General features: G+C 61.6%; 21 protein-coding genes. 9 read left to right on the top strand and 12 right to left on the bottom strand.

The genetic code is table 11. The annotated features are described in order from the left end of the window. Positions 1–2 precede the first annotated feature (2 nt). The 9 genes from V3H56_RS11500 to V3H56_RS11460 all read left to right on the top strand — a co-directional run bounded on the left by V3H56_RS11500 (position 3) and on the right by V3H56_RS11460 (position 7,992). Positions 3–476, top strand: a complete 474-nt coding sequence (locus V3H56_RS11500) for an SRPBCC family protein (RefSeq protein WP_047739394.1) — start codon at positions 3–5, stop codon at positions 474–476. A 75-nt stretch (positions 477–551) separates the two neighbouring features. Then, positions 552–1,250 (top strand): outer membrane beta-barrel protein, encoded by a 699-nt coding sequence (locus tag V3H56_RS11495; protein WP_042728642.1) that lies wholly within the window; start codon positions 552–554, stop codon positions 1,248–1,250. 247 nt (positions 1,251–1,497) lie between these two features. After that, positions 1,498–1,665, top strand: a complete 168-nt coding sequence (gene napE, locus V3H56_RS11490; protein WP_042728643.1) for a periplasmic nitrate reductase, NapE protein — start codon at positions 1,498–1,500, stop codon at positions 1,663–1,665. Positions 1,666–1,700: 35 nt separating this feature from the next. Next, entirely contained in the window at positions 1,701–1,961 is a 261-nt protein-coding gene (locus V3H56_RS11485; RefSeq protein WP_042728644.1) for a chaperone NapD, read from the top strand. Further along, complete coding sequence (napA, locus tag V3H56_RS11480) at positions 1,958–4,462, top strand: nitrate reductase catalytic subunit NapA (RefSeq protein WP_042728645.1); 2,505 nt, start codon at positions 1,958–1,960, stop codon at positions 4,460–4,462. Before V3H56_RS11485 ends, napA begins: the two co-directional genes overlap by 4 nt. A gap of 11 nt (positions 4,463–4,473) precedes the next feature. Further along, complete coding sequence (locus tag V3H56_RS11475; RefSeq protein ID WP_042728646.1) at positions 4,474–4,962, top strand: nitrate reductase cytochrome c-type subunit; 489 nt, start codon at positions 4,474–4,476, stop codon at positions 4,960–4,962. A 9-nt stretch (positions 4,963–4,971) separates the two neighbouring features. Continuing rightward, entirely contained in the window at positions 4,972–5,568 is a 597-nt protein-coding gene (locus tag V3H56_RS11470; RefSeq protein ID WP_338474643.1) for a cytochrome c3 family protein, read from the top strand. 118 nt (positions 5,569–5,686) lie between these two features. Further along, the gene (locus V3H56_RS11465; RefSeq protein WP_338474642.1) at positions 5,687–7,318 is read left to right on the top strand and encodes a diguanylate cyclase; all 1,632 of its coding nucleotides are present in this window, start codon (positions 5,687–5,689) and stop codon (positions 7,316–7,318) included. A gap of 245 nt (positions 7,319–7,563) precedes the next feature. Next, on the top strand, positions 7,564–7,992 hold the full coding sequence (locus V3H56_RS11460; protein ID WP_212803689.1) for a DUF1810 domain-containing protein: 429 nt from the start codon (positions 7,564–7,566) through the stop codon (positions 7,990–7,992). 51 nt (positions 7,993–8,043) lie between these two features. On the opposite strand, the gene V3H56_RS11455 is transcribed toward V3H56_RS11460, so the two are convergent. From V3H56_RS11455 to V3H56_RS11400, 12 genes are all read right to left on the bottom strand, one after another. Then, entirely contained in the window at positions 8,044–9,042 is a 999-nt protein-coding gene (locus tag V3H56_RS11455) for a 4-hydroxyproline epimerase (RefSeq protein WP_042728650.1), read from the bottom strand. An 11-nt stretch (positions 9,043–9,053) separates the two neighbouring features. Continuing rightward, positions 9,054–9,905, bottom strand: a complete 852-nt coding sequence (locus V3H56_RS11450) for an ABC transporter permease subunit (protein ID WP_042728651.1) — start codon at positions 9,903–9,905, stop codon at positions 9,054–9,056. Beyond that, a complete protein-coding gene (locus V3H56_RS11445; RefSeq protein ID WP_042728652.1) occupies positions 9,902–10,750 on the bottom strand; it encodes an ABC transporter permease subunit in 849 nt (282 codons plus the stop codon). Before V3H56_RS11445 ends, V3H56_RS11450 begins: the two co-directional genes overlap by 4 nt. Further along, positions 10,747–11,865, bottom strand: coding sequence for a glycine betaine/L-proline ABC transporter ATP-binding protein (locus V3H56_RS11440; RefSeq protein WP_042728660.1), 1,119 nt, complete (start codon positions 11,863–11,865; stop codon positions 10,747–10,749). Before V3H56_RS11440 ends, V3H56_RS11445 begins: the two co-directional genes overlap by 4 nt. Before the next feature lie 77 nt (positions 11,866–11,942). Next, positions 11,943–12,791: a glycine betaine ABC transporter substrate-binding protein gene (locus V3H56_RS11435; RefSeq protein WP_042728653.1), complete on the bottom strand. Its 849-nt coding sequence runs from the start codon at positions 12,789–12,791 to the stop codon at positions 11,943–11,945. Positions 12,792–12,862: 71 nt separating this feature from the next. Further along, complete coding sequence (locus V3H56_RS11430; RefSeq protein ID WP_053145033.1) at positions 12,863–14,209, bottom strand: FAD-binding oxidoreductase; 1,347 nt, start codon at positions 14,207–14,209, stop codon at positions 12,863–12,865. Next, on the bottom strand, positions 14,206–15,723 hold the full coding sequence (locus V3H56_RS11425; RefSeq protein ID WP_338474641.1) for an aldehyde dehydrogenase: 1,518 nt from the start codon (positions 15,721–15,723) through the stop codon (positions 14,206–14,208). The genes V3H56_RS11430 and V3H56_RS11425 overlap by 4 nt, the downstream gene beginning before the upstream one ends. Further along, entirely contained in the window at positions 15,716–16,627 is a 912-nt protein-coding gene (locus tag V3H56_RS11420; protein ID WP_042728656.1) for a dihydrodipicolinate synthase family protein, read from the bottom strand. The genes V3H56_RS11425 and V3H56_RS11420 overlap by 8 nt, the downstream gene beginning before the upstream one ends. 747 nt (positions 16,628–17,374) lie before the next feature. Then, the gene (locus tag V3H56_RS11415) at positions 17,375–18,328 is read right to left on the bottom strand and encodes a LysR family transcriptional regulator (RefSeq protein ID WP_042728657.1); all 954 of its coding nucleotides are present in this window, start codon (positions 18,326–18,328) and stop codon (positions 17,375–17,377) included. 218 nt (positions 18,329–18,546) lie between these two features. After that, positions 18,547–19,791, bottom strand: coding sequence for a saccharopine dehydrogenase family protein (locus tag V3H56_RS11410; protein WP_042728661.1), 1,245 nt, complete (start codon positions 19,789–19,791; stop codon positions 18,547–18,549). Positions 19,792–19,816: 25 nt separating this feature from the next. Further along, on the bottom strand, positions 19,817–20,914 hold the full coding sequence (gene nspC / locus V3H56_RS11405; RefSeq protein WP_042728662.1) for a carboxynorspermidine decarboxylase: 1,098 nt from the start codon (positions 20,912–20,914) through the stop codon (positions 19,817–19,819). Positions 20,915–21,130: 216 nt separating this feature from the next. Beyond that, positions 21,131–22,066 (bottom strand): phosphatase, encoded by a 936-nt coding sequence (locus V3H56_RS11400; RefSeq protein WP_047735498.1) that lies wholly within the window; start codon positions 22,064–22,066, stop codon positions 21,131–21,133. Positions 22,067–22,308: the final 242 nt, after the last annotated feature.

The following is a 22,308-nucleotide window of genomic DNA, read 5'->3' as shown; positions in this document are numbered from 1 at the left end:
CCGTGAACGATGTAAACGTGCAAATCGTAGTCAAATCGCCGCCTTCCGAGATCTGGAAGATCTGGAGCGATTTCTCCCAAGCGCCGCTGTGGGACACCGACGTTCGCCACTGCGAACTCGAGGGTCCATTCCAGGCCGGGACGCACGGCAAATGTGTTCTCAAGAACGGGTTGAACATGCCCCTGAAACTGGAGGCCGTGAGCCTGCACGAGAGCTACCGCAACACCGCGAAGCTGCTGTGGATCGACCTTGAGTTCGATCATCGGATGCGCAGGCTTTCATCCGAAGAGACCCATGTCATCCATAGCGCGAGGATCTCCGGTCCATTGAGCTTTCTCTACCGGGGGCTGCTGCGCAAAGCACTGACGGCGGCGATGACCAAGGCGCTGGACAACCTCTGCTCCCTGGCTGAGCAGCGGACGAACACCTCCCGAAGCCCGGCCGAGAAAACCGCAGCGCACCTGCACCTTGTATGAGTACGCCGGGGGCCGTGCGCCGGTCCCCGGACACGCTTCGTTGATTTTTCAACCACAGAACACTTCGGATCGAGCATGAACCTAAAGCAAACCACTCACTCTTTCGTCATGGGCATCATCGGCCTGGGCCTGATCGCCCCCGCGTCCAGTTTCGCTGACACGCTTGGCCCTTATGTCAGTGCCATGGGTGGCCTGAACTGGGTCGCCGACCAGGACCTCAACCAGAACGACCTCGATTTCGTCGAGATGCAATACAACCAACCGCTGCATTCCGGCTACGCCACCGGGTTGGCGCTGGGCTGGGGCTTGCCGATCGGGCTGCGACCCGAACTGGAACTGAGCTACCGCAAGAACACCCTGACCCAGTTCAATCACCGGGTCTATGAAGGCGGCGGCAGCATCGACGGCGAAGGGAAAGAGGAAGCCAGCAGCCTGATGGCCAACCTCTGGTACGACGTCTCGAACCTGCCAGCGCCGTTGAACCGGGTCACGCCTTACGTCGGCGGCGGCCTGGGCTATGCGGTGTTGACCATCAGCGGCCTGGAAGCCGGCGGCGTCCAGTTCGGCAACAGCCACCGCGACACGGTCCCGGCCTACCAACTCGGTGCCGGGGTCGGTTTCGAACTCGCCGAGCACTGGTCCATGTCCCTGGACTACCGCTACTTCAAGACGCGTGAAGCCCATTTCGGCGACATCCAGAACCTGCCCCAGGGTGATGTGAAAACCGAGTACAAGGCCCAGTCCCTGATGCTCGGCCTGCGTTACTGGTTGTAAGCCGACACCGAACACCAAAGTCCCCTTGGTGGGCGTGAGCCTGCTCGCGAAGGCGTTGGTTCAGCTGGCTGGTTTGCTGGCTGATCGACCGCTTTCGCGAGCAGGTTTACTCCCACCGTTTTTTGGGCCAGGTATCGAAATTGCGGGCGGCTCCACAGCCTTCTGACCGCTGGTCGGATAATACCGACCCAATAAACCACACAAACATCATGGGCTAGTATCAATCCAGGTCGGCTGGAGATTGCCCATGTCATTGGCTGAAGATCGCAAACCCGAACGCCGCAAGGAAACTCGGCTGTTCCTGTTCCTTGTTGTCTGTCTCTTTCCGTTGTTATCGGTCGCCATCGTCGGCGGCTACGGGTTTCTCGTCTGGTTTTTCCAGATGCTCTACGGCCCGCCCGGTCCGCCTAACTGACGGATGACTTTTGCTCAACGCGCTGGAGCCCGTTCATGGACGAAGCCCTGCACATTGCCAGTCTTGTCGTACTCGCCCGGCCCTCGTTGTTCGAAGCGGTCAAGGCGAACCTGTGTTTGCTCGAAGGCCTGGAAATTCATCAGCAAAGTGCTGCCGGAAAACTGGTGGTGGTGCTGGAGGCCGTGGATGAAGACCAGATTCTGCAGCGCATTCAACAGATCAACAGCCTGCCAGGCGTTCTCAATGCCGCGCTGATCTATCACGAGCTCCTCGAACCCGAAGGTGACCCCGAATGAGCCTGACCCGCCGAGCGTTCGTCAAGTCCCAGGCCGCCGCCATTGCCGCCGCCGCTGCCGGTCTTCCGATCATGACGTCGGCCAGCAACCTGGTGACCGAAGCCGACATGGTCACCCTGGACTGGAACAAGGCACCCTGCCGGTTCTGCGGCACCGGTTGCAGCGTCATGGTCGCGACCCGGGACAACCGGGTGGTCGCCACCCACGGCGACATCAAGGCCGAGGTCAATCGCGGGCTGAACTGTGTGAAGGGCTATTTCCTGTCGAAAATCATGTATGGCTCCGACCGCCTGACCCAGCCGCTGCTGCGCATGAAGAACGGCCAGTACGACAAACAAGGCGAATTCCAACCGATCAGTTGGGAGAAGGCCTTCGACATCATGGCGTTGAAATTCAAGCAGGCCCTGAAAGACAAAGGTCCCGGCTCGGTCGGCATGTTCGGTTCCGGGCAATGGACGGTATGGGAAGGCTACGCCGCCAACAAGCTGATGAAGGCAGGCTTGCGCTCCAACAACATCGACCCCAACGCTCGTCACTGCATGGCCTCGGCGGTGATGGGCTTCATGCGTACGTTTGGCGCGGACGAGCCGATGGGGTGCTACGACGACATCGAAGCCACCGACGCCTTCGTGCTCTGGGGCTCGAACATGGCCGAGATGCACCCGATACTCTGGAGTCGGGTCACCGACCGGCGCCTCAGCCAGCCGACCGTGAAAGTCGCGGTGCTGTCCACCTTCGAGCACCGCAGCTTCGAACTCGCCGATATTCCCATGGTGTTCAAGCCGCAAACCGACCTGATGATCCTCAACTACATCGCCAATCACATCATCGAAAGCGGCGCCGTCAATCAGGATTTCATCAGCAAGCACACCCGCTTCGCCAAGGGCGCGGATGACATCGGCTACGGCCTGCGCCCCGACGATCCAAGGGAGCAGAAAGCCGCCAACGCCACCAAGGCCAACACCTGGACGGACATCTCCTTCGAGCAGTACGCCGCCTTCGTCAAGCCCTACACGCTGGAGCGCACCGCCAGGGAAACCGGGGTTCCCGCCGAGCGCCTGAAAAGCCTTGCCGAGCTGTATGCCGACCCCAAGCGCAAGGTCGTATCGTTCTGGACCATGGGCTTCAACCAGCACACGCGCGGGGTGTGGGCCAACAACCTGATCTACAACATCCATTTGCTCACCGGCAAGATCAGCGAACCGGGCAACAGTCCCTTCTCGCTGACGGGCCAGCCATCGGCCTGCGGTACGGCACGGGAGGTGGGTACATTCTCCCATCGCTTGCCTGCCGACCTGGTGGTGACCAACCCCAAGCACCGCGCCACCGCCGAAAGAATCTGGAAGCTGCCCGCCGGCACCCTCCAGGAAAAGCCCGGTTTCCACGCGGTGGAACAAAGCCGCATGCTCAAGGACAGTGTGCTCAATGTCTGCTGGACCCAGGCCAGCAACAACATGCAGGCCGGGCCGAACATCATGCAGGAAGTCCTGCCGGGATGGCGCAACCCGGACAATTTCATGATCGTTTCCGACGTCTACCCGACCGTTTCCGCCCAGGCCGCCGACCTGATCCTGCCCAGCGCCATGTGGGTGGAAAAGGAAGGTGCCTTCGGCAACGCCGAACGGCGCACCCAGTTCTGGCACCAGTTGGTAAGCGCGCCGGGCGATGCCCGCTCGGACCTGTGGCAACTGATGGAATTTTCCAAGCGCTTCACCACCGATGAAACCTGGCCCGCCGAACTACTGGCCCAGGCCCCCGAACTCAAGGGCAAGACCCTCTTCGAAGTGCTGTTCAGGAATGGCCAGGTCGACCAGTTTCCCGTCGAACAGATGGAGGCCGGCTACAAGAACGATGAAGCCAAGGCCTTTGGTTTCTACCCGCAGAAAGGGCTGTTCGAGGAGTACGCCCAGTTCGGTCGCGGCCACGGGCATGACCTGGCGACCTTCGACCGCTACCACAGCGAACGTGGGCTGCGCTGGCCGGTGGTCGAGGGCAAGGAAACCCGCTGGCGCTACCGCGAAGGGCTCGACCCTTATGTGGAGAAAGGCAGTGGGGTGCAGTTCTACGGCTACCCGGACAAGAAAGCGATCATCTTCGCCCTGCCCTACGAGCCGCCCGCCGAAGCCCCGGACGCCGACTACCCGTTCTGGCTGTCCACCGGCCGCGTCCTTGAACATTGGCACACCGGCAGCATGACCCAGCGTGTCGAAGAGCTGCACAAGGCCGTGCCGGATGCATTGGTCTACATGCACCCCGACGACGCCAAGGCTCTGAAGGCGCGTCGCGGCAGCGAAGTGAAGCTGGTCAGCCGTCGCGGCGAGATCCGCGCCCGCATCGAAACCCGCGGTCGCAACAAACCGCCCCAGGGGTTGGTCTTCGTGCCGTTTTTCGATGCCAACAAGCTGATCAACAAAGTCACGCTCGATGCCACCGACCCGATCTCCAAGCAGACCGACTATAAAAAATGCGCGATACGCATCGAGTTGATCAGCGTGGCCTGAGGAGAACCGTCATGCTTTTTCGCACCCTGCCGTTGCTCCTGCTCGCGATCATGGGGATCGCGATCGCCGCCGACGTCGATTACCCCTTGGACGCACCCGCGATGGACGGCCGCCGTCCCGGTGGCACCCTCTCCCAAAGCCTGCCGGCGCCTCCCATCGCCGAGGAAGAAAACAAAGACCTCAAGCGCGAACGCAATTACCCCGACCAACCGCCGACCATCCCCCACACCATTCGCGGTTACCAGATCGACAAGAACGGCAACAAATGCCTGACCTGCCACAGCCGCGCCAACAGCGCACGGACCCAGGCAACCATGATCAGCATCACCCACTACATGGACCGCGACGGCCAGGCCCTGGCGGCCGTTTCACCGCGCCGGTACTTCTGCAACCAGTGCCACGTGCCGCAGACGGATGCCAAGCCGCTGGTGGGCAACACGTTCGAGACCATCGACAAGATCCTGCAAGACGACGCCAACGCGGCCACCCGCAAGCCCTGAGGAGGCAACATGAAAGCACTGTTCGCCCTGCTCAAGGATTACTGGGGTGTCCTGCGTCGCCCCAGCCTGTACTACAGCCTGGGTTTCCTGACGCTGGGAGGGTTTGTCGCCGGGATCATCTTCTGGGGCGGTTTCAACACCGCGCTGGAGGCCACCAACACCGAGACGTTCTGCGTCTCCTGCCATGAAATGCGCGACAACGTCTTCGTCGAACTCAAGGACACGATCCACTACACCAATCGCTCAGGCGTACGCGCCAGTTGCCCGGATTGCCACGTTCCCCACGAATGGACGCACAAGATCGCACGCAAGATGCAGGCGTCTAAAGAGGTCTGGGGCAAGCTCTTCGGCACCATCGACACCCGCGACAAATTCCTCGCCATGCGCCGCGAGCTGGCCGAACACGAATGGAACAGGCTCAAGGCCAACGATTCACGTGAATGCCGCAACTGCCATAACTTCGAATTCATGGATTTCACCCGCCAGGGCAAGCGAGCCGCCGCCATGCACTCGACGTCACTGGCCAATGGCGAAGCCACCTGCATCGACTGCCACAAAGGCATCGCCCACAAACTGCCGGACATGAGCGGCGTGAAAGGCTGGTAGCGGCCCTCAAAGGTCTACAACCGACCACCCAGTACCCTAGATCAAGGAATTCTGCGACGATAAGCGAAATAAAACGCCAAGGACCCTGGCTTTGCGACTCAATCCATGGCGGCAAACGATGCATTTCCTTCCTTTCAACAGCCTCCGGGCGCGCTTCGCCATCGCAGTGGCCTCGGTCGTGCTGGTCCTCAGTTGCCTGTTCGGCGCCGCCATCGGCGAGTCCTCCATCTCCAGGCTCAAGGAGCACAACGGGCTGCAGTTGAGCGAGTACGCCTACTCGATGATCGATCGCCTGGACCGCGACATGAGCAGTCGCTCCAAGTCGCTCACGGTCCTGAGCCAGCTGCAAGCCCTGCGCGACCCGGCGAACACCGGCGAGGCCCGGTCGCTGCTCAACCACCTCAGCGACCAGTTTCCCAGCTACTCGTGGATCGGCCTGACCGACGCGCACGGCACGGTGGTGGCCTCCACCGACAAACTGCTGGAAGGCGCGGACATTTCGGCGCGCCCGGTCTTCCTCCAAGGCAAGGACACAACCTTCATCGGCGACGTCCACGACGCGGTCATGCTGGCCAAGCTGCTGCCCAACCCTTCTGGCGAAGCGATGAAGTTCGTCGACATCAGCATGCCGGTCCGTGACAACGCCGGCCAGTTCATGGGCGTGCTGGCGACCCACCTGTCCTGGAAGTGGGCCGCCGAGGTTGGCCGATCCCTGTTCGAGCCGTTGCAGAAGCGTTTACCTGGCCTGGAGTTCCTGGTGGTCAGCAAGGACGGCACCGTGCTGCTGGGTCCCAAGGCGATGATCGGCAAGCCCCTGGGCATCCAGCTCGACGACGGCAGCGGACAAAACTGGTCGGTGGCGCGCTGGCAGGACGGCAACCTCTACCTGGCCGGTTTCGCCCAGAGCACCGGCGTTGACGACTACCGTGGCCTGGGCTGGACGGTCATTACCCGACAGCCGGCCGACGCAGCCTTTGCCGAAGCGCATCAGTTGCGCGATGAGATCCTGATCTGGGGCATCGTGCTTTCGGTGGTATTCGCGTTGGTTGGCTGGTTCGTGGCAGGCATCATCACCGGGCCGGTGGACCAGATCGCCGATGCGGCCGCGCGCCTGTCCCAAGGCGCTGACGTGCGCATCCCGCTGCTCAAGGGCAGCCGTGAGGTCGAGACGTTGAGCCTCGCGATCCGCCACCTCGTCGACAGCCTGACCCGAAAAAGAAGCCAACTGGCCGTGGCCGAAGGCATGGCCTACCGCGATACCGTCACCGGCTTGCCCAACCGGGCGGCGCTGGACAAATACGTCGAGGCAGTGGCCAGCGAAAGCGGCGAGCGGCCTGATTTCGGCGTGCTATGCCTGGACCTCGACGGGTTCAAGCCCGTCAACGATCGCTTCGGCCATGCCATGGGCGACGCGCTGCTGCAGGAAGTCGGCAATCGCCTCCTCACAACGGTGCGCGACGGCGACATCGCCGTGCGCCATGGCGGCGATGAGTTCGTCCTCCTGCTGCGCCTGCGCTCGGGAGAAACCCTGACCAACATCCAGGGCGCCGCCCAGCGCATCGTTGCCAAACTGGCCGAACCGATGCTGCTGGCCGGAGAAACGCTCCAGATCGGCTGCAGCATCGGCGGCGCCCTATGGACCGGCGGCGCGTTCAGCGAAGCCCTGGCCCAGGCTGATGAAGCCCTTTATCGGGCCAAGCGTGCGGGCAAGTCCCAGGCGAAGTTTCATGAGGCGTTGGAGCTGCGCTGACGGGCCTCCAGGCTGAGCGGCTGTAACCAAGGCCTGCACGGCCGAGCAATACCTGTGGCGAGGGAGCTGGCTCCCGCTGGGACGCGAAGCGGCCCCTGTTGGACACGATTGATATCGCGAGGTGTCAGGGTAGATAGGAGGGCCGCTTCGCAGCCCAGCGGGAGCAAGCTCCCTCGCCACGGTTTGTGTGTTCTTCAGGGATCCGCTTAACTGACCGGGATTAACTTGCCTGCGGGGGGCATCCCATGACTGAATCACTGGAACGTTTCGTCCAGGCCCAAACCTCCACCTTTGAAACCGCCATGGCTGAGCTTGAGCGCGGGCGCAAGCAAAGCCACTGGATATGGTTCATCTTTCCCCAACTGCGCGGCCTGGGTCGCAGTGAAAACGCCGCCTACTATGGGCTGCGGGACATTGAAGAAGCGCGCGATTACCTGCAGCACCCCCTGCTGGGACCGCGTCTGGAACGGGCGACTCGCACCGTGCTGGACTCGTCAGTGCCGGTCCAGCGACTGCTGGGGGAGCTCGATGCCATGAAGTTCGCGTCGTGCATGACGCTGTTCCGCGCCGCTGCCGAAGCGGGCTCCGTGTATGCGCGGGCGCTGGACAGCACGGTGAGTGTCGATGTGCGAACACTGGAGATGCTGCACAAGCAAGAAAAAAACGGCGTCTAACGGCTGGGCATCGAAAGCACAAACCGACACCCAACCTCGGCCTTTTCGTCCTCAGGCCAACTGAAACCCATGGGCCAGCGGATCCTTGTCGTCGACGAAGATCGTGTTATGGCCAATGATCTGCGCCCAGCCACTGATGCTCGGCCGGATGCCGGCGAAGGCGCCGACAGCGACGGCCGCTTCGACCTTCCCTTCGAATACCGTGCCGATCAGGCTTTCGTTGCGGAACGTGTCACCGACCTTCAAGCGGCCCTTGCCGAACAGCTGGGCCATCCTGGCCGAAGTGCCGGTGCCGCCGGGCGAGCGGTCGATGGCTTTATCGCCGTAGAACACCGCGCAGCGACCATCGGCTGTGACGTTGTGCGGCGCATCGCACCAGATGATGTGGTGGACGCCGCGGATCCGGCTGTTCTCGGGGTGGACGGGGTCGCAGATGTCCGCCAGGGCATCGCGAAGTTTCTGGCTCAGGCCGACGATATCCGCGGCATTCAACCCGTCGAAGCCTGCCCAGTTCGCCTGGGGTTCGACCACCGCGTAGAAGTTGCCGCCATAGGCGATGTCCACCGTGAGCACGCCGACGCCGGGGACCTCGACCGATACATCAGCGCTGTGCAGGTAACTGGCGACGTTGAACAACCGAATCGCATCGACCGTCTCGCCCTCCAGCGTATACGCCACATCGACCCGACCCGCCGGCGTTTCGATGGCCAGGGTGCCCGGTACGCGAGGAACGATCAGACCCTCTTCGATGACCACCGTCGACAGCCCAATGGTGCCGGCACCGCACATCGGCAGGCAGCCGCTGACTTCGATGAACAGCGCGCCGAAGTCGCAATCGTCCCGCACTGAGGGATAGATGATCACGCCGGACATGATGTCGTGGCCCCGGGGCTCGAACATCAACGCCGTGCGCACCCAATCGTGGTCGCGGACAAATATCTCCCGGCGCTCGGCCATGGAAACGGCGGGCAACAGCGGCCCGCCTCCGGCCACCACGCGCACGGGGTTGCCGCAGGCGTGGGAATCGATACAGAAAAAACTGCGTCTCATGCAGGCTCCTCCTAAACCAGTTTGGCCGGCGCGTGACGCTGCAACGCCCCGCGTGACAGTCGGTCCATCAGCAAGGCGACCGCGACGATGGCCAGGCCAGCCCGCAGCCCCAGGCCCATCTCCATTCGGGACAGGCCCCGGGTGACTTCGGCCCCCAGGCCACCGGCCCCCACCAACCCCGCCAGGACCACCATGGCCAGGGACATGAGGATGCATTGGTTCAGGCCGACCAAGAGGGTCGGCGCCGCCGTGGGCAGTTCGATCTTGAACAGGATGTCCCGAGGCGAAGCCCCCGATGCCTGGCCCAGTTCGAGCAGGTCCTTGGGCAGTTGCTTGAAGGCCAGGGTGGTGAGCCTGAGCATCGGCGGGATGCCGTAGACAATCGTCGCGATGATCGCCGGTACGCGCCCGAGGCTGAACAGCATCACCGCCGGGATCAGGTAAACCCAGGGCGGCACGGTCTGCATGATGTTCAGGATCGGCAGGAAAGCGTCCTCGACCTTCTTCACCCGGGCGGCCAGGACGCCCAACGGGAACGCCACCGACACCGAGATCAGCACCGCCACCGAGACCAGCGCGATGGTTTGCATGGACGCCACCCACAGGCCGGAAAACAGGCAGAACGCCAACATCAACGCGGCAAACAGCGCCACCCGCCGATTGGCGAAAAAGAACGCCGCGGCCACGACGATGCCGATGAGCACATAGGGGTGCGGTGCCAGCAACGCATGCTCGACAAAGCCCAGTACCGCTTCGACGACCTGGCTGATGGCGACAAACAGACCGTGCAGGTTGGCGTTCAGCCAATCCACGCCGGGCGCAAGGAATTGGCCCGGTGAAAAACGCATGTCCGACATACTCATTGGCTGTCTCCCACTCGCGTACGGGCGGCGGCCTGCGCGAGACGATCGAGAATCATGGTGAGGATCACGATGGCGATGGCGGCGTTGATGGATTTGGCGATGTCCAACGTGCGCACCGCGCCGTAGATGGCTTCGCCCAACCCGCCCGAACCGACGATGCCGGCGATGACCACCATGCCGAACGCCATCATCAGGCTCTGGTTGACCCCGGCCATGATGCTGGGCATGGCGAACGGCAAGCGGATCTTGAAGAACATCTGCAGGCCGGTGACGCCGCTGGCATTGCCCAGTTCGATGAACTCGTTGGGCGTCATGCGGATGCCCAGCGAGGTCAACCGCATGGCCGGCGGCACCGCGACGATGAACGTCGCCAGCAGCGCCGTGGCCGGCCCGTAGCCGAGCAGCGCAATCGCCGGCAACAGGTAGATGTACGGCGGCATGGTCTGCACCAGGTCAAGGCAAGGGTCCACCACGCGATCGAACGCCGGGGTCAGGCCGGCGACAACCCCAAGGGGGATGGCGACCAGCAAGGCCAGCACCGTCGCGGTGAGCACCAGGGCCAGGGTGCTCACCGTTTCCGGCCACAGGCCGATCAAGGCGCAGAACATCAGCGCCAGGCCTGCCAGCAGCGCAAAACGCGCACCGATCATTCGCCAGCCGACCAGGGCCACGATCAGCGCGACAACCCAGGACGGCGGGTACGCGATGCACCACAGCACGCCTTTGTAGACGCTGGTCAGTGCCCCGTTGGCGGCGTCGAAAAGAAACTCGCCATGCTCCGACAACCACTCCAGGGTGGCGTCGATGGCCGCGTCGAACTGGCTGGAGAAATCAGGCGTACTCATGTCGCCGCCTCCAGCGCATCGACGGCCGACGGTGCAATGAACTCGTTAGCAGTACCCTGCACGCCACGCAGCAAGTCACGGGGTGTAATGACGCCAACCACCACGCCGTTATCGACCACCGCCAGGGCATCGCGCTCGGACTTCATGGTCAGGCCGATCAACTCATCGATGTCCGCGTCCGGCGTGGTCTTGGCCAGCTTGGCGATATCACAACCGGGATTGGCCGCCTTGAACGGCTCCACCGGCGTCATCACCGAATGCGCCTTGACCAGGTGCAGCCGGGAAATGCCGGCGACAAACTCGGCCACGTAGTCATCGGCCGGGTTCAAGACAATCTCTTCGGCCGTGCCGACCTGGATGATCACACCGTCCTTCATGATCGCGATGCGGTCGCCGATGCGTATCGCCTCGTCCAGGTCGTGGGTGATGAAGACCGCCGACTTGCCCAGGTCCTTGGTCAGTTGGCGGAACTCGTCCTGCAACTGGCGGCGAATCAGCGGGTCGAGCGCGCTGAACGGCTCGTCCATGAGGATCACTTCCGGGTCGGCGGTGATCGCCCGGGCCAGGCCGACCCGCTGCTGCATCCCGCCGGACAGTTCGGTCGGATAGCGCGAAGCCCACTCACTCAACCCCACCTTCGCCAGCGCCCGCTCGGCCACCTTGTAGCGCTCGGCCTTGCCGACGCCCTGGACCTCCAGGCCAAAGGCGGTGTTTTCCAGCACGGTGCGGTTCGGCAACAAGGCCACGCTCTGGAAGACCATGCCGATGTGCCGCGCCCTCACCTCGCGCAACGCCTTGGGTGACAACGCAGACAGGTCCTTGCCCTTGACCAGGACCTTGCCCGCGCTGGGGGTGATGAGTTTGTTGAGCAGCCTGATCAGCGTGGATTTACCACTGCCAGACAACCCCATGATGCAGAAGATCTCTCCACGCCGAACCTGGAGACTGACATCCGAGACGCCGACTACGCAGCTGTATTCTTGCAGTATCTGGGTCTTGGTGAGCCCGCGCTGGGCGACCGCATCGATCGCCGCGGGCGCGCTCTTACCGAAGATTTTCCAGACCGACTGGCAATCCACCAGCACTTCGTGAGTGTCTATTTTGGCCGTTGTCATTTCGTAACCCATCGAGCCGGTTCGTACCGGCTTCTCTCATTAATCAAAGGGCGGCAGTGGCAAGCACGCAAGGCGTATCAGTTCTTGATGTTTCCCCAGCGCTTCAACAGATCGCTGTGGCTGTCGGTCCAGCCCTTCACGGCCTGCTCCATGGTCTTGCCGTCCTTGACCTCGGCGTTCATCGAGGTGATGTCGGCAATCGGCACATAGACACTGGCCATCAGTTCACGCGCACGTGGGTTGGCTTCGGCAAAGCCTTTGTGGCCAATCCAGTAGTAGCCTTGCAGCGGTGGGAAGATCGCCTTTGGATCCTTGAGGAATTTCAGGTCGAATTTCTTGGTCATCCAGGACGGATCCCAGACGGTCACCGCAACCCACTCCTTGCGGTCGACCGCCGACTTCAGTGCGGCGGTCATGGCCGACGTGCTGCCCTCGATCAATTTGAGCTTGAGGTCGTAGGCCTTGACCACGTTGGTGGCGTCGCTCATCAGGCCCGAACCGGGTTCGATGCCGATGATCTTGCCGCCGAACTTGTCCGCGTTGGCGTTCAACTGGTCGATCGAATCGATGTCGACGTAGCTCGGTACAGCCAGCCCCTGGTACAGGCCGAAGGACACCGGCGACAGTTTTTCGAGCTTGTTCTTGTTCTTGTTCCAGTAGTCGGAGGCTGCATAGTCGGTCTGGGACGCCAGCACCTGGACGTCACCCTTGGTCAACGCCGCGTAGGCAATGCCCCACTCGGAAAACTCGACGACTTTCACGGTGTAGCCGGAGTCTTCGAGCACCTTCTTGGTGATACCGGTGATGGGCGTCAGGTCCTCCCAGTTCATCGTCCCCATGGTGATGGTCTTTTCTTCAGCGTGAGCTTGCAGACTCATCATGCCGGCGATGGCGACGGCGCAGACTGTCTTCCAGATCTTGTTCATGGCGTTTCCCCGTTCTACGTTTATGGAACTGGCTCCGGCTTTTGAAAGCCGCTTCTTTTTTTACAACTGCTTCAACCTTCTTTTCCCGCTTTGAATGCCTGCCAACGAATGACCGAGCGCACCCCCCATTGCGTCAACAACCTGGGCGGCAGCCTGCTCGGCCCCGGGGCATGACTGAAACTCTCAAGGAACTTCGAGTCGGTGCCCGTGGCCAACTCAGCGGCCATGACCCCGGCCAGGGTGCTCTTGACGGTGCCCAGGCCGTTCTCACAGCAAGCGCTGTAGAGGTTCGGTTCAATTTCGCCAAACGCCGGTGCGCTGTTGCGACTCAGGCAGAGCCGCCCCGCCCAACTGAATTCGAACGGCGTGTCCTTCAATTCAGGGAAGCGCAGGTCCAGCGAGTGCCGCTGCTCTTGCGCAACGGCCGCGACCCGCTTGGGGGTTACCTGGATGCTGGGGTCGTAGGTGAATTTGGTCCGGATGACGATTCGCGACAAACCGTCCGAGGTGATCTTGCGCAGCGTGGCGCCCATGGGATCGGCCGGCAGCAACGCCCACCGGTCCCTGCCGGGCAGCGTCTTGTCGAACTGCTCATCCCGGTAGCCGGCCGTCATCGACGCGTAGGTGAACACGTGCAACAGGCGGCCCTTGAAGTGGCCGAAATCCTCGATGTGGCCGTTGACCGCCAGAATCACCTTGGGCGCAGTGACGGTACCGCGATGCGAGCGAGCGACCCAGTCGCTGCCGGCCCTGGACAACTCGATCACCGGCGAGCGCTCCAGCAGCGTCACCTTGTCCGCCAGCCCGGCCGCCAGGTCGCGGATGTATTGCGCCGGCTGGATCATGACCGCGCCGGGGGTGTACAACCCGCCGTGGTAGTAAGTCGAACCAGTGATTTCGCGCATCTGCGCGGCATCGAACAACTCATACCGCTCGCCAATACCATGCAGCGACTTGGCGTAGTTGTCATTGAGCTTGAGCCCGCGCTCGGTGGCCGCCGCGTTGATCTTGCCGGAAGGATCGAACGTGTGCGCACTCATGCCGTATTCATGCGCGGCCTGGGAGGCAAAATCGATCGCAAACCGATTTTGCGCAATCTCCAGGGCGGTGGCCGACTCACCGGCCACGGAGTACTCGCCCGACGACAGGTTATGCGGCACGTCGATCATGAAGCCTGAGTTCCGGCCGGCCGGCCCCTTCGCCACTTCGTGCGCATCCAGCACCACGATGCGCTCGCCCGGGCGCAGCTGCGACAGCCTGCGCGCGGCGGAAAGGCCGGCAAAACCGGCGCCGATGATCACCCAATCGGCGGTCACCTGCCCATCAAGCATGCGCACGGGCGTCGAGCGCGTCGAAATGGCCTCCCAACCCGAAACGCCGGTGTCTACCGGTAGACGCTTGATGGTATGGGCGCTCATTTTACGGTCTCGTCAACCGACCGATCGGACACATCGATCCAGATGGTCTTGATCTCGGTGTACTGGTCATGGGCGAAGACCGATTTGTCCCGACCACCGAACCCCGACTCCTTGTACCCGCCGAACGGCGTCGAGGCGTCACCTTCACCGAAGCAATTGACGGTGACGATGCCGGCGCGAATCTCCCGTGACAGCTTGATCGCCTTGCGCAGGCTGCCGGTGTACACCGACGCCGCCAGGCCGTAGGCCGTGTCGTTGGCCAGGGCGATGGCTTCGCAGATCGACGTGAACGAGGTCACGGACAACACCGGGCCGAAGATTTCTTCCTGGAACAAGCGGCTGTCACGGTCGACGCCATCGATCACGGTCGGCTGCACGAAGGCGCCATCCTGGGTGTCGCCGCCGTACACGACGGCGAGCTTGTCGCCGTTCGCGTAGTCGAGGTACGACTTCACTTTCTCGAAATGATCACTGCTGACCAAGGCCCCCACGCGGTTGTGCGGGTCGAGGGGATCGCCCATCTTCCACTCATTGAGGTAGGCGCCCATGCGTTGGAGCAGTTCATCCTTGACCGATGCATGCACCAGCAGGCGCGACGTTGCCGAGCAGTTCTCGCCCATGTTCCAGAAGGCGCCGTTGACCACTTGTTCGGCCACCAGGTCCAGGTCCTCGGCGTCATCCATCACCATGGCGGGGTTCTTGCCGCCGCATTCCAGCACCACGCGCTTGAGGTTGGAGTCGGCGGCGTAATGCAGGAAGCGGCGGCCGGTGGCGGTGGAACCGGTGAAGCTGACCATATCGACGTCTTTGTGCAGGCCGATGGGTTCGCCAACGTCCTTGCCGGTGCCCGTCACGATGTTCAGCACACCGGCCGGAACGCCCGCTTCAAACGCCAACTCGGCGACGCGCAACGTGGTGAGCGTGGTCTGCTCGGCCGGCTTGACAATCACCGAGCAGCCGGCGGCCAGCGCCGGGCCGATTTTCCAGGCGAGCATCAGCAGCGGGAAGTTCCAGGGCAGCACACAACCCACCACCCCGATCGGCTCGCGCACGACCATGGTCAGGGCATCATTGCCCACCGGGGCGGTATGGTCGTAAAGCTTGTCGATGACTTCAGCGTGCCAGCGCAGGGTGTGAATCGTGTCCGGCACATCCACGCATTGGCACTCGCGCACAGGCTTGCCGCTGTCCAGGCTTTCCAGCACCGCCAATTCGTGACGGTTGTCCTCCAGCAACTTGGCGAACTTCAACAGCACGGCCTTGCGTTCGCCCGGCGCCAACAGCCTCCAGCGCCCGTCCTCGAACGCTTCCCGGGCCTTGCTCACCGCGTAGTCGACATCCTCGACGGTGCAGGCGGCGATGTCCGCGAGGAATGCGCCGGTGGCGGGGTTATGGGTGGCAAATGTCTTGCCGCCAATCGCCGGTTTGAAAGCCCCGTCGATAAACGCATTGGACGCAAATGAAATGGATTTGGCGATAGCGGCATATTCAGCCGCAGTAAGCAGATCACGCATGGTTGGCTCCCGAGGTAATGTGTGCGACGGTGCGTTTCACGTTGGCGATAACGGTTTGCAGACTTCGTTTATCACCCGCATTCAACGGACGCAGTGGCGCACGCACATCACCTACTTTCAATCCATTCAATTCGCAGCCGAACTTGATTGACTGCACGAACTTTCCACCGTCCAGTGCATTCATCAGCGGCATCATTGCCGACATGATCTGGCGACCTTTATCGAAGTTCTTTTCCAGCACACAGGCTTCATACAACGCGACATGTTCCCTGGGCAGGAAGTTGGAACCGGCACACACCCAACTGCGCGCACCCCAGGCAAAGAACTCCAGGGCCTGATCGTCCCAGCCACACGACAACGCGATATGCGGAAACTCCCGCGCCAACAAGTGAACCCGGCCCATGTCACCGGAACTTTCCTTGATGGCGACGACATTCTTCGACTTACCCACGCGAGCGAGATAATCCTCGTTCATTTGCACGCACATGCGGCCTGGGTAGTTGTAAAGCATGATCGGCAGGTTTGCCGCACGGTCGATGGTCAACGCGTGGATCGCGTTCTCCTGGTCGGTCGGCAGCGCATAGGGCGGCGTGGTGACCAGGATTGCGTCAGCCTTGATGGCCTTGGCATCCTTGGCGAACAACACCGCGTCTTCGGTACGGATGGCGCCGGTGCCGATGATCAGTTGAACCCGCGAGCCGATGACATCCTTGGCCCGGGCGGCCAGTTCCAGACGCTCTTCAGCGGTCTGCGCATAATATTCGCCGGTCGAGCCGCCAATAATAATGCCGTGTACTTTCGCCTCGACCAGCGACTCCAGAACGTCATCGAACACATTCCAGTCGATATCGCCATCGGGCGTATGCGGCGTCACCGCCGGTGTATAAATACCTTCGAATCTCAAGACGGTTTCTCCGATTTCAAATGGCCGGAAGTATCAACAAGCGCCTCGAGCCAAGTCCGGCGGCGCACGATATAAATTCCCCGTGTGAACGGGACCGATTTAATGAAAATAAAAACCTAAACTGACCAGCGCACATCTTTCAGTTATCTGCGAAAGCCCTTCTTCGCCCTGCACTCGCTCATACAGACACGGCACGAATACAACGCGAAAAAGCATCCACTGAAACAATGTCTAATCGTTTGGCAGGCACCAAACGACGTACCACGATCTTATTTTTAGAAACTTACCTGACAAAACAACGCCCCTTAGTTACAGCTGTTCGAGGGCCCGCTTGTTCAACATACCGTCTTCATAAACGCTTACGGCTTGGGTGAAGAGTACGTGTCAAAATCATTTCTCAACAAGAAACATTTATTCCGAGCAATGCATAACCTAGTGTTATCAATCAGTCGGTTTTAGGGGGTTGAGCTTGGAAAAAAGGGGGCAAAATGCGGGTTTGGGTGTGCCCTGACCCCACACGAGATTTTGGGGTGTATGCCGCCTTTGCATGCACCAGCAAGACCTGTGGGAGCGGGCTTGCTCGCGAAGACGGCGGCACATCCAACATTTTCATGACAGACACACAGCTTTCGCGGGCAAGCCCGCTCCCACAAGGGATTTGGGGTGTACGAAGCCTTTGCATGCACCAGCAAGCCCGCTCCCACAGGGGATTGAGATATGGCCGCGAGCGCCACGCCACAGGGAGACTCAAGCCAACTGCGCAAGCATCCAATCGCGCAGCCGACAACACGCCTCATCATTCTGCCGATCCTGGCGAAAGGTCAGATAATGCAAACTCTCCCTGAGCACCACCTCCTCACTCACCGGACGAATCAACGTGCCGTCCTCCACCAACTTCTCCACCAGATGATTCCACCCCAGCGCCACCCCCTGGTGTGTCAGCACCATGGTGATGATGAGGTTGTAGTCATTGGCATTGAGCACATGAGGGCTGTCGAACGGGCGGTCGTTGATGTCGATGTCGTTGAAGGCCAGCCAGACACCCCAGTCCACGTGCTCCGCGACCTGGGAGCGCCCGTAGGGGCTCAGGTTCAGCAGGACGCCGTCGCGCAACCCCTCCAGGCTTGAAAGCTCGGGGTGCGCGGCCTTGTACTGGGGCGTGCAGACCGGATAGATCACGTCATGGAACAGTGGGTAGCACTGGTAGCCATCCTGGATCTTGGCCATTTTGGTAATGAAGATGTCCGGGCGAATGCCGGGCTCCATGGACAGGAAGTTCTGCGTGGTGATCAGGTTCAGGTCGATGTCCGGGTTCTGGCTGAAAAACGTCGGCAGCCTCGCCGACAGCCACAGCGCGGAAAACGCCGGGGAACAGCACAGTGTCAGGACGCGCTTGCCGGCATTGTGGGTACGAATGCGCTCGGCCGCCTGGGAGATATTGACGAACGACATCTGCGCCGCGTCGAAGAAAATCACCCCGGCTTCCGTCAGCTCGACCGCCCGCCCCACCCTTTTGAACAGATCGACCTCAAGGTAGGCCTCAAGCTCGCGGATCTGTCGGCTGATGGCCGCCTGGGTGACGCACAATGCCTCCGCCGCACGGGTGAAGCTCTGGTATTTGGCGGCCGCCACGAATGACTTGACGGCCTTGAGCGACGGCATTTTCAGCAACGTCAGATCGGGATCGATGTGCTTGACCATACGTGAGCGCTGGATGTCCTGTGGCGGCTGGCGGGAAAACGAATGCTGGCGCCGGGCTCATTCCCCCGGCGCCTGAGAGAGTATCCGAGTTTGGCGGCCAGGGGCCAGAATGACCGCGGCCCCGCGCCGACCCTGCAAAACGAAAAATGCCCCGCATCTTGCGACACGGGGCATTTTTTCTGGAACGCGAAACGCTACCTACCGGTTACCCAAGCCGTTCAGGCCTGTTGGTTCCAGGGACGGTCTCCCTGCTCATCCTTGATGCGCGTTGGCAGGCCCATCACGTCCAACGCTTCGAGGAACGCCTCGGCCGGCAACTCTTCGACGTTGACCATGCGCTGCACGTCCCACTGGCCACGGGCGACCAGCAGCGCGGCAGCCACGGGTGGCACGCCGGCGGTGTAGGAAATGCCCTGGCTGTCGGTTTCCGCGAAGGCATCTTCGTGGTCGGCCACGTTATAGATGAACACTTCGCGTGGCTGGCCGTCCTTGACGCCCTTGACCAGGTCGCCGATGCAGGTCTTGCCGGTGTAGCCAGGCGCCAGCGAACTCGGGTCAGGCAGCACGGCCTTGACCACTTTCAGCGGCACCACTTCCAGGCCCTCGGCGGTCTTGACCGGTTGCTCGGAGAGCAGGCCCAAGTTACGCAGTACCGTGAACACGTTGATGTAGTGTTCGCCGAAGCTCATCCAGAAACGCACATTGGGCACGTCGAGGTTCTTCGACAGCGAGTGCACTTCGTCGTGGCCGGTCAGGTACAGGTTCTGCGAGCCTACGACCGGCAGGTCGTCGGTGCGCTTGACCTCGAACATGGTGTTGCTGGTCCACTGGCTGTCCTGCCAGCTCCACACCTGTCCGGTGAACTCACGGAAATTGATTTCCGGATCGAAATTGGTGGCGAAATATTTGCCGTGGGAGCCGGCATTGACGTCGAGGATGTCGATCGAATCAATGCGGTCGAAATACTGTTGTTGCGCCAGGGCCGCATAGGCATTGACCACACCCGGGTCGAAGCCGACGCCGAGAATGGCGGTGATGTTCTTCTCTTGGCACTCTTGCAGATGCTTCCACTCGTAGTTGCCATACCAGGGCGGCGTCTCGCAGACCTTGCCCGGTTCTTCGTGGATGGCGGTGTCCAGATAGGCCACGCCGGTATCGATGCAGGCACGCAGCACCGACATGTTGAGAAAAGCGGAGCCGACGTTGATCACGATCTGCGACTCGGTTTCGCGAATCAGCGCCTTGGTCGCTTCGACGTCCAGGGCGTTCAGTGCAAAGGCCTTGATGTCGGCGGGTTGCTTGAGGCTACCCTTGGCCTTGACGCTGTCGATGATGGCCTGGCATTTGGAGATGTTGCGCGACGCGATAGCAATACGACCGAGTTCGTCGTTGTGCTGCGCGCACTTGTGGGCCACCACCTTGGCGACACCTCCTGCACCAATGATAAGTACGTTCTTCTTCAATTTCTTCAAGTCTCCTTCTGTCCGCTCAAGAGAGGCTGGACAGGTAGTCGTCGTAAACAAATTCGCGAACCAGCTCGACACTACCGTCGAGTTGTTTCACTACGATGGACGGCATTTTCAGGCCGTTGAACCAGTTCTTCTTGACCATGGTGTAGCCCGCTGCGTCGATGAACGACAGCCGATCGCCGATGGACAGCGGACGATCGAATTGATACTCGCCGAAGATGTCTCCGGCCAGGCAGGACTTGCCGCACACCATGTAGGTGTGTTCGCCCTCGCTCGGTGCCAGCTTGGCGTTCAGGCGATAGATCAGCAGGTCGAGCATGTGCGCCTCGATGGAGCTGTCCACCACGGCCAGGTGCTTGCCGTTGTAGAGTGTGTCGAGCACGGTGACTTCCAAAGAAGCGCTCTGGGTGATCGCCGCTTCGCCCGGCTCCAGGTAGACCTGCACGCCATACTTCTGCGAGAAGGCTTTGAGCCGCGCGCAGAAGGCGTCAAGGGCATAGCCCTCGCCGGTGAAATGGATGCCGCCGCCGAGGCTGACCCACTCGACCTTATGCAGCAGATGACCGAAGCGTTCCTCGATAGTGCCGAGCATCTGGTCGAATAGACCGAAATCGCCGTTCTCGCAGTTGTTGTGGAACATGAAGCCGGAGATCTGCTCGATGACCTGCTCGATCTTCTCCGGATCCCATTCGCCCAGGCGGCTGAACGGTCGCGCCGGGTCGGCCAGCAGGTAGTCCGAGCTGCTCACTTGCGGATTGACCCGCAGGCCACGGACCTTGCCGGCCGAGGCTTGGGTGTAGCGCTGCAACTGGCCGATGGAGTTGAAGATGATCTTGTCGCAGTTGGCGAGCATCTCTTCGATTTCGTCGTCGGCCCAGGCAACGCTGTAGGCGTGGGTCTCGCCCGCGAACTTCTGGCGGCCGAGCTTGAGCTCGTAGAGCGACGACGACGTGGTGCCGTCCATGTACTGCTGCATCAGGTCGAACACCGACCAGGTGGCGAAGCACTTGAGTGCCAGCAAGGCCTTGGCCCCGGACTGCTCGCGCACGTAGGCGATCTTCTGCATGTTCGCCAGCAGCTTTTGTTTGTCGATGAGGTAGTACGGCGTCTTGATCATTTTCGCGGCCTCCGGCAAGGCGAGCCAAAAAAGGATGCGCATTGTGCCTTCACTGAATGCATATCGAAAGAGCGAAAAGCCCCGTTCGCGCAATCACTCGGGCCCAGGCCGTCGCTGGCGACAGCCCAGTGCATTCGCGGTTGGATGGAACAACGGTGGCGAGCGCTCTGGATAGAGCCGCTGCCAGTATGGGAAGACGGGCGTGACAGCGCCGGATCAGCGCTTGTGGATCAGGTCATGGAGAACGCCAAAGCGCAAACCCGGTTCGGAAGCGATCATCTGGGTGATCCCGAAAGCCTTGAAGGCCGCCAGCATGATCGCCAGGCCGCCGGGCAAGCTGCCCAGGCGATGGGCTTGCAGGCCGGCCAGGCGTAGTTGTTCGACATGCCGGACTTCCAGCAGGCGCAACGACAGGCGCAACAACCCGGTGTAAGTGATGCCGCCTTGTCCCAGGTCGTTCAGGCCATTGGCCTTGAGCACCTTGGCCAGCATCCGCGCCGTGCCGGACGAACCGATCGCCAGTTGCCAACCCTGGGCACGAAAACCCATCGCGACTTTTTCAAAGGCCAGGCTGGCCACGCGCTCGGCCTCCAGCAACGCCGGGGCCGTGATGTGTCCGTCACGGAAATAGCGCGTGCCAAAGGTACCGCTGCCTATGGCAAGGCTCTCGGTCAACAGTGGCTGGTCGCCCCGCCCCAGGATCAGCTCGGATGAGCCGCCGCCGATGTCCACCACCAGCCGCGTGTCCTCGACACCCGGCACCGTATGAGCGACCCCGGCGTAGACGAGACGGGCTTCTTCCTGCCCCGACAGCACGTCGATCCGAAAGCCCAGGTGGCGCTGGGCGCTATCTAGGAACAGTTGAGCGTTAGCCGCTTCGCGCACCGCGCTGGTCGCCACCGCCCGCACCCGGCCGGCTTCAAAACCTCGCAGTTTCTTGCCAAACCGTGCCAGCGCCTGCCATCCCCGATCCAGTGCCAACTCATCCAGCGCCCCGGCCTGCAAGCCTTCGGCCAGGCGGACCGGTTCACGCAGGGTCTTCACTTCCTGGATCACCAGGCGCCGGTTGCGCTTGACCGTCTGGCCAATCATCAAGCGAAACGCGTTGGAACCCAGGTCAATGGCCGCAAACAGGGGGGCGTCGCCTTTCATCGCGGTGTTCCTTGCACATTCATCTGCCAACGGGTCGGATCACCCGGTGCGGGTTTGCCAAAAAGCTTGCCACAGGGTCGATGACACCTGGATGACAGCGCGGCGTGTTCTTCGATCTCCAGTGGAACGTGCGGGCATCGAGCGTAGATAAACGGTTTAGCCCATGGCGATCGCGTGAAGCGCAGATGACCGTCACGCACATGTAACAAATTGCGACTAGCGTCGAATTCGCCTCTCCACGA

The organism is Pseudomonas sp. MS646 (assembly GCF_036693845.1).
Classification (GTDB): Bacteria; Pseudomonadota; Gammaproteobacteria; order Pseudomonadales; family Pseudomonadaceae; genus Aquipseudomonas; species Aquipseudomonas chlororaphis_E.
This window is presented reverse-complemented; position numbering and strand designations above follow the sequence as displayed.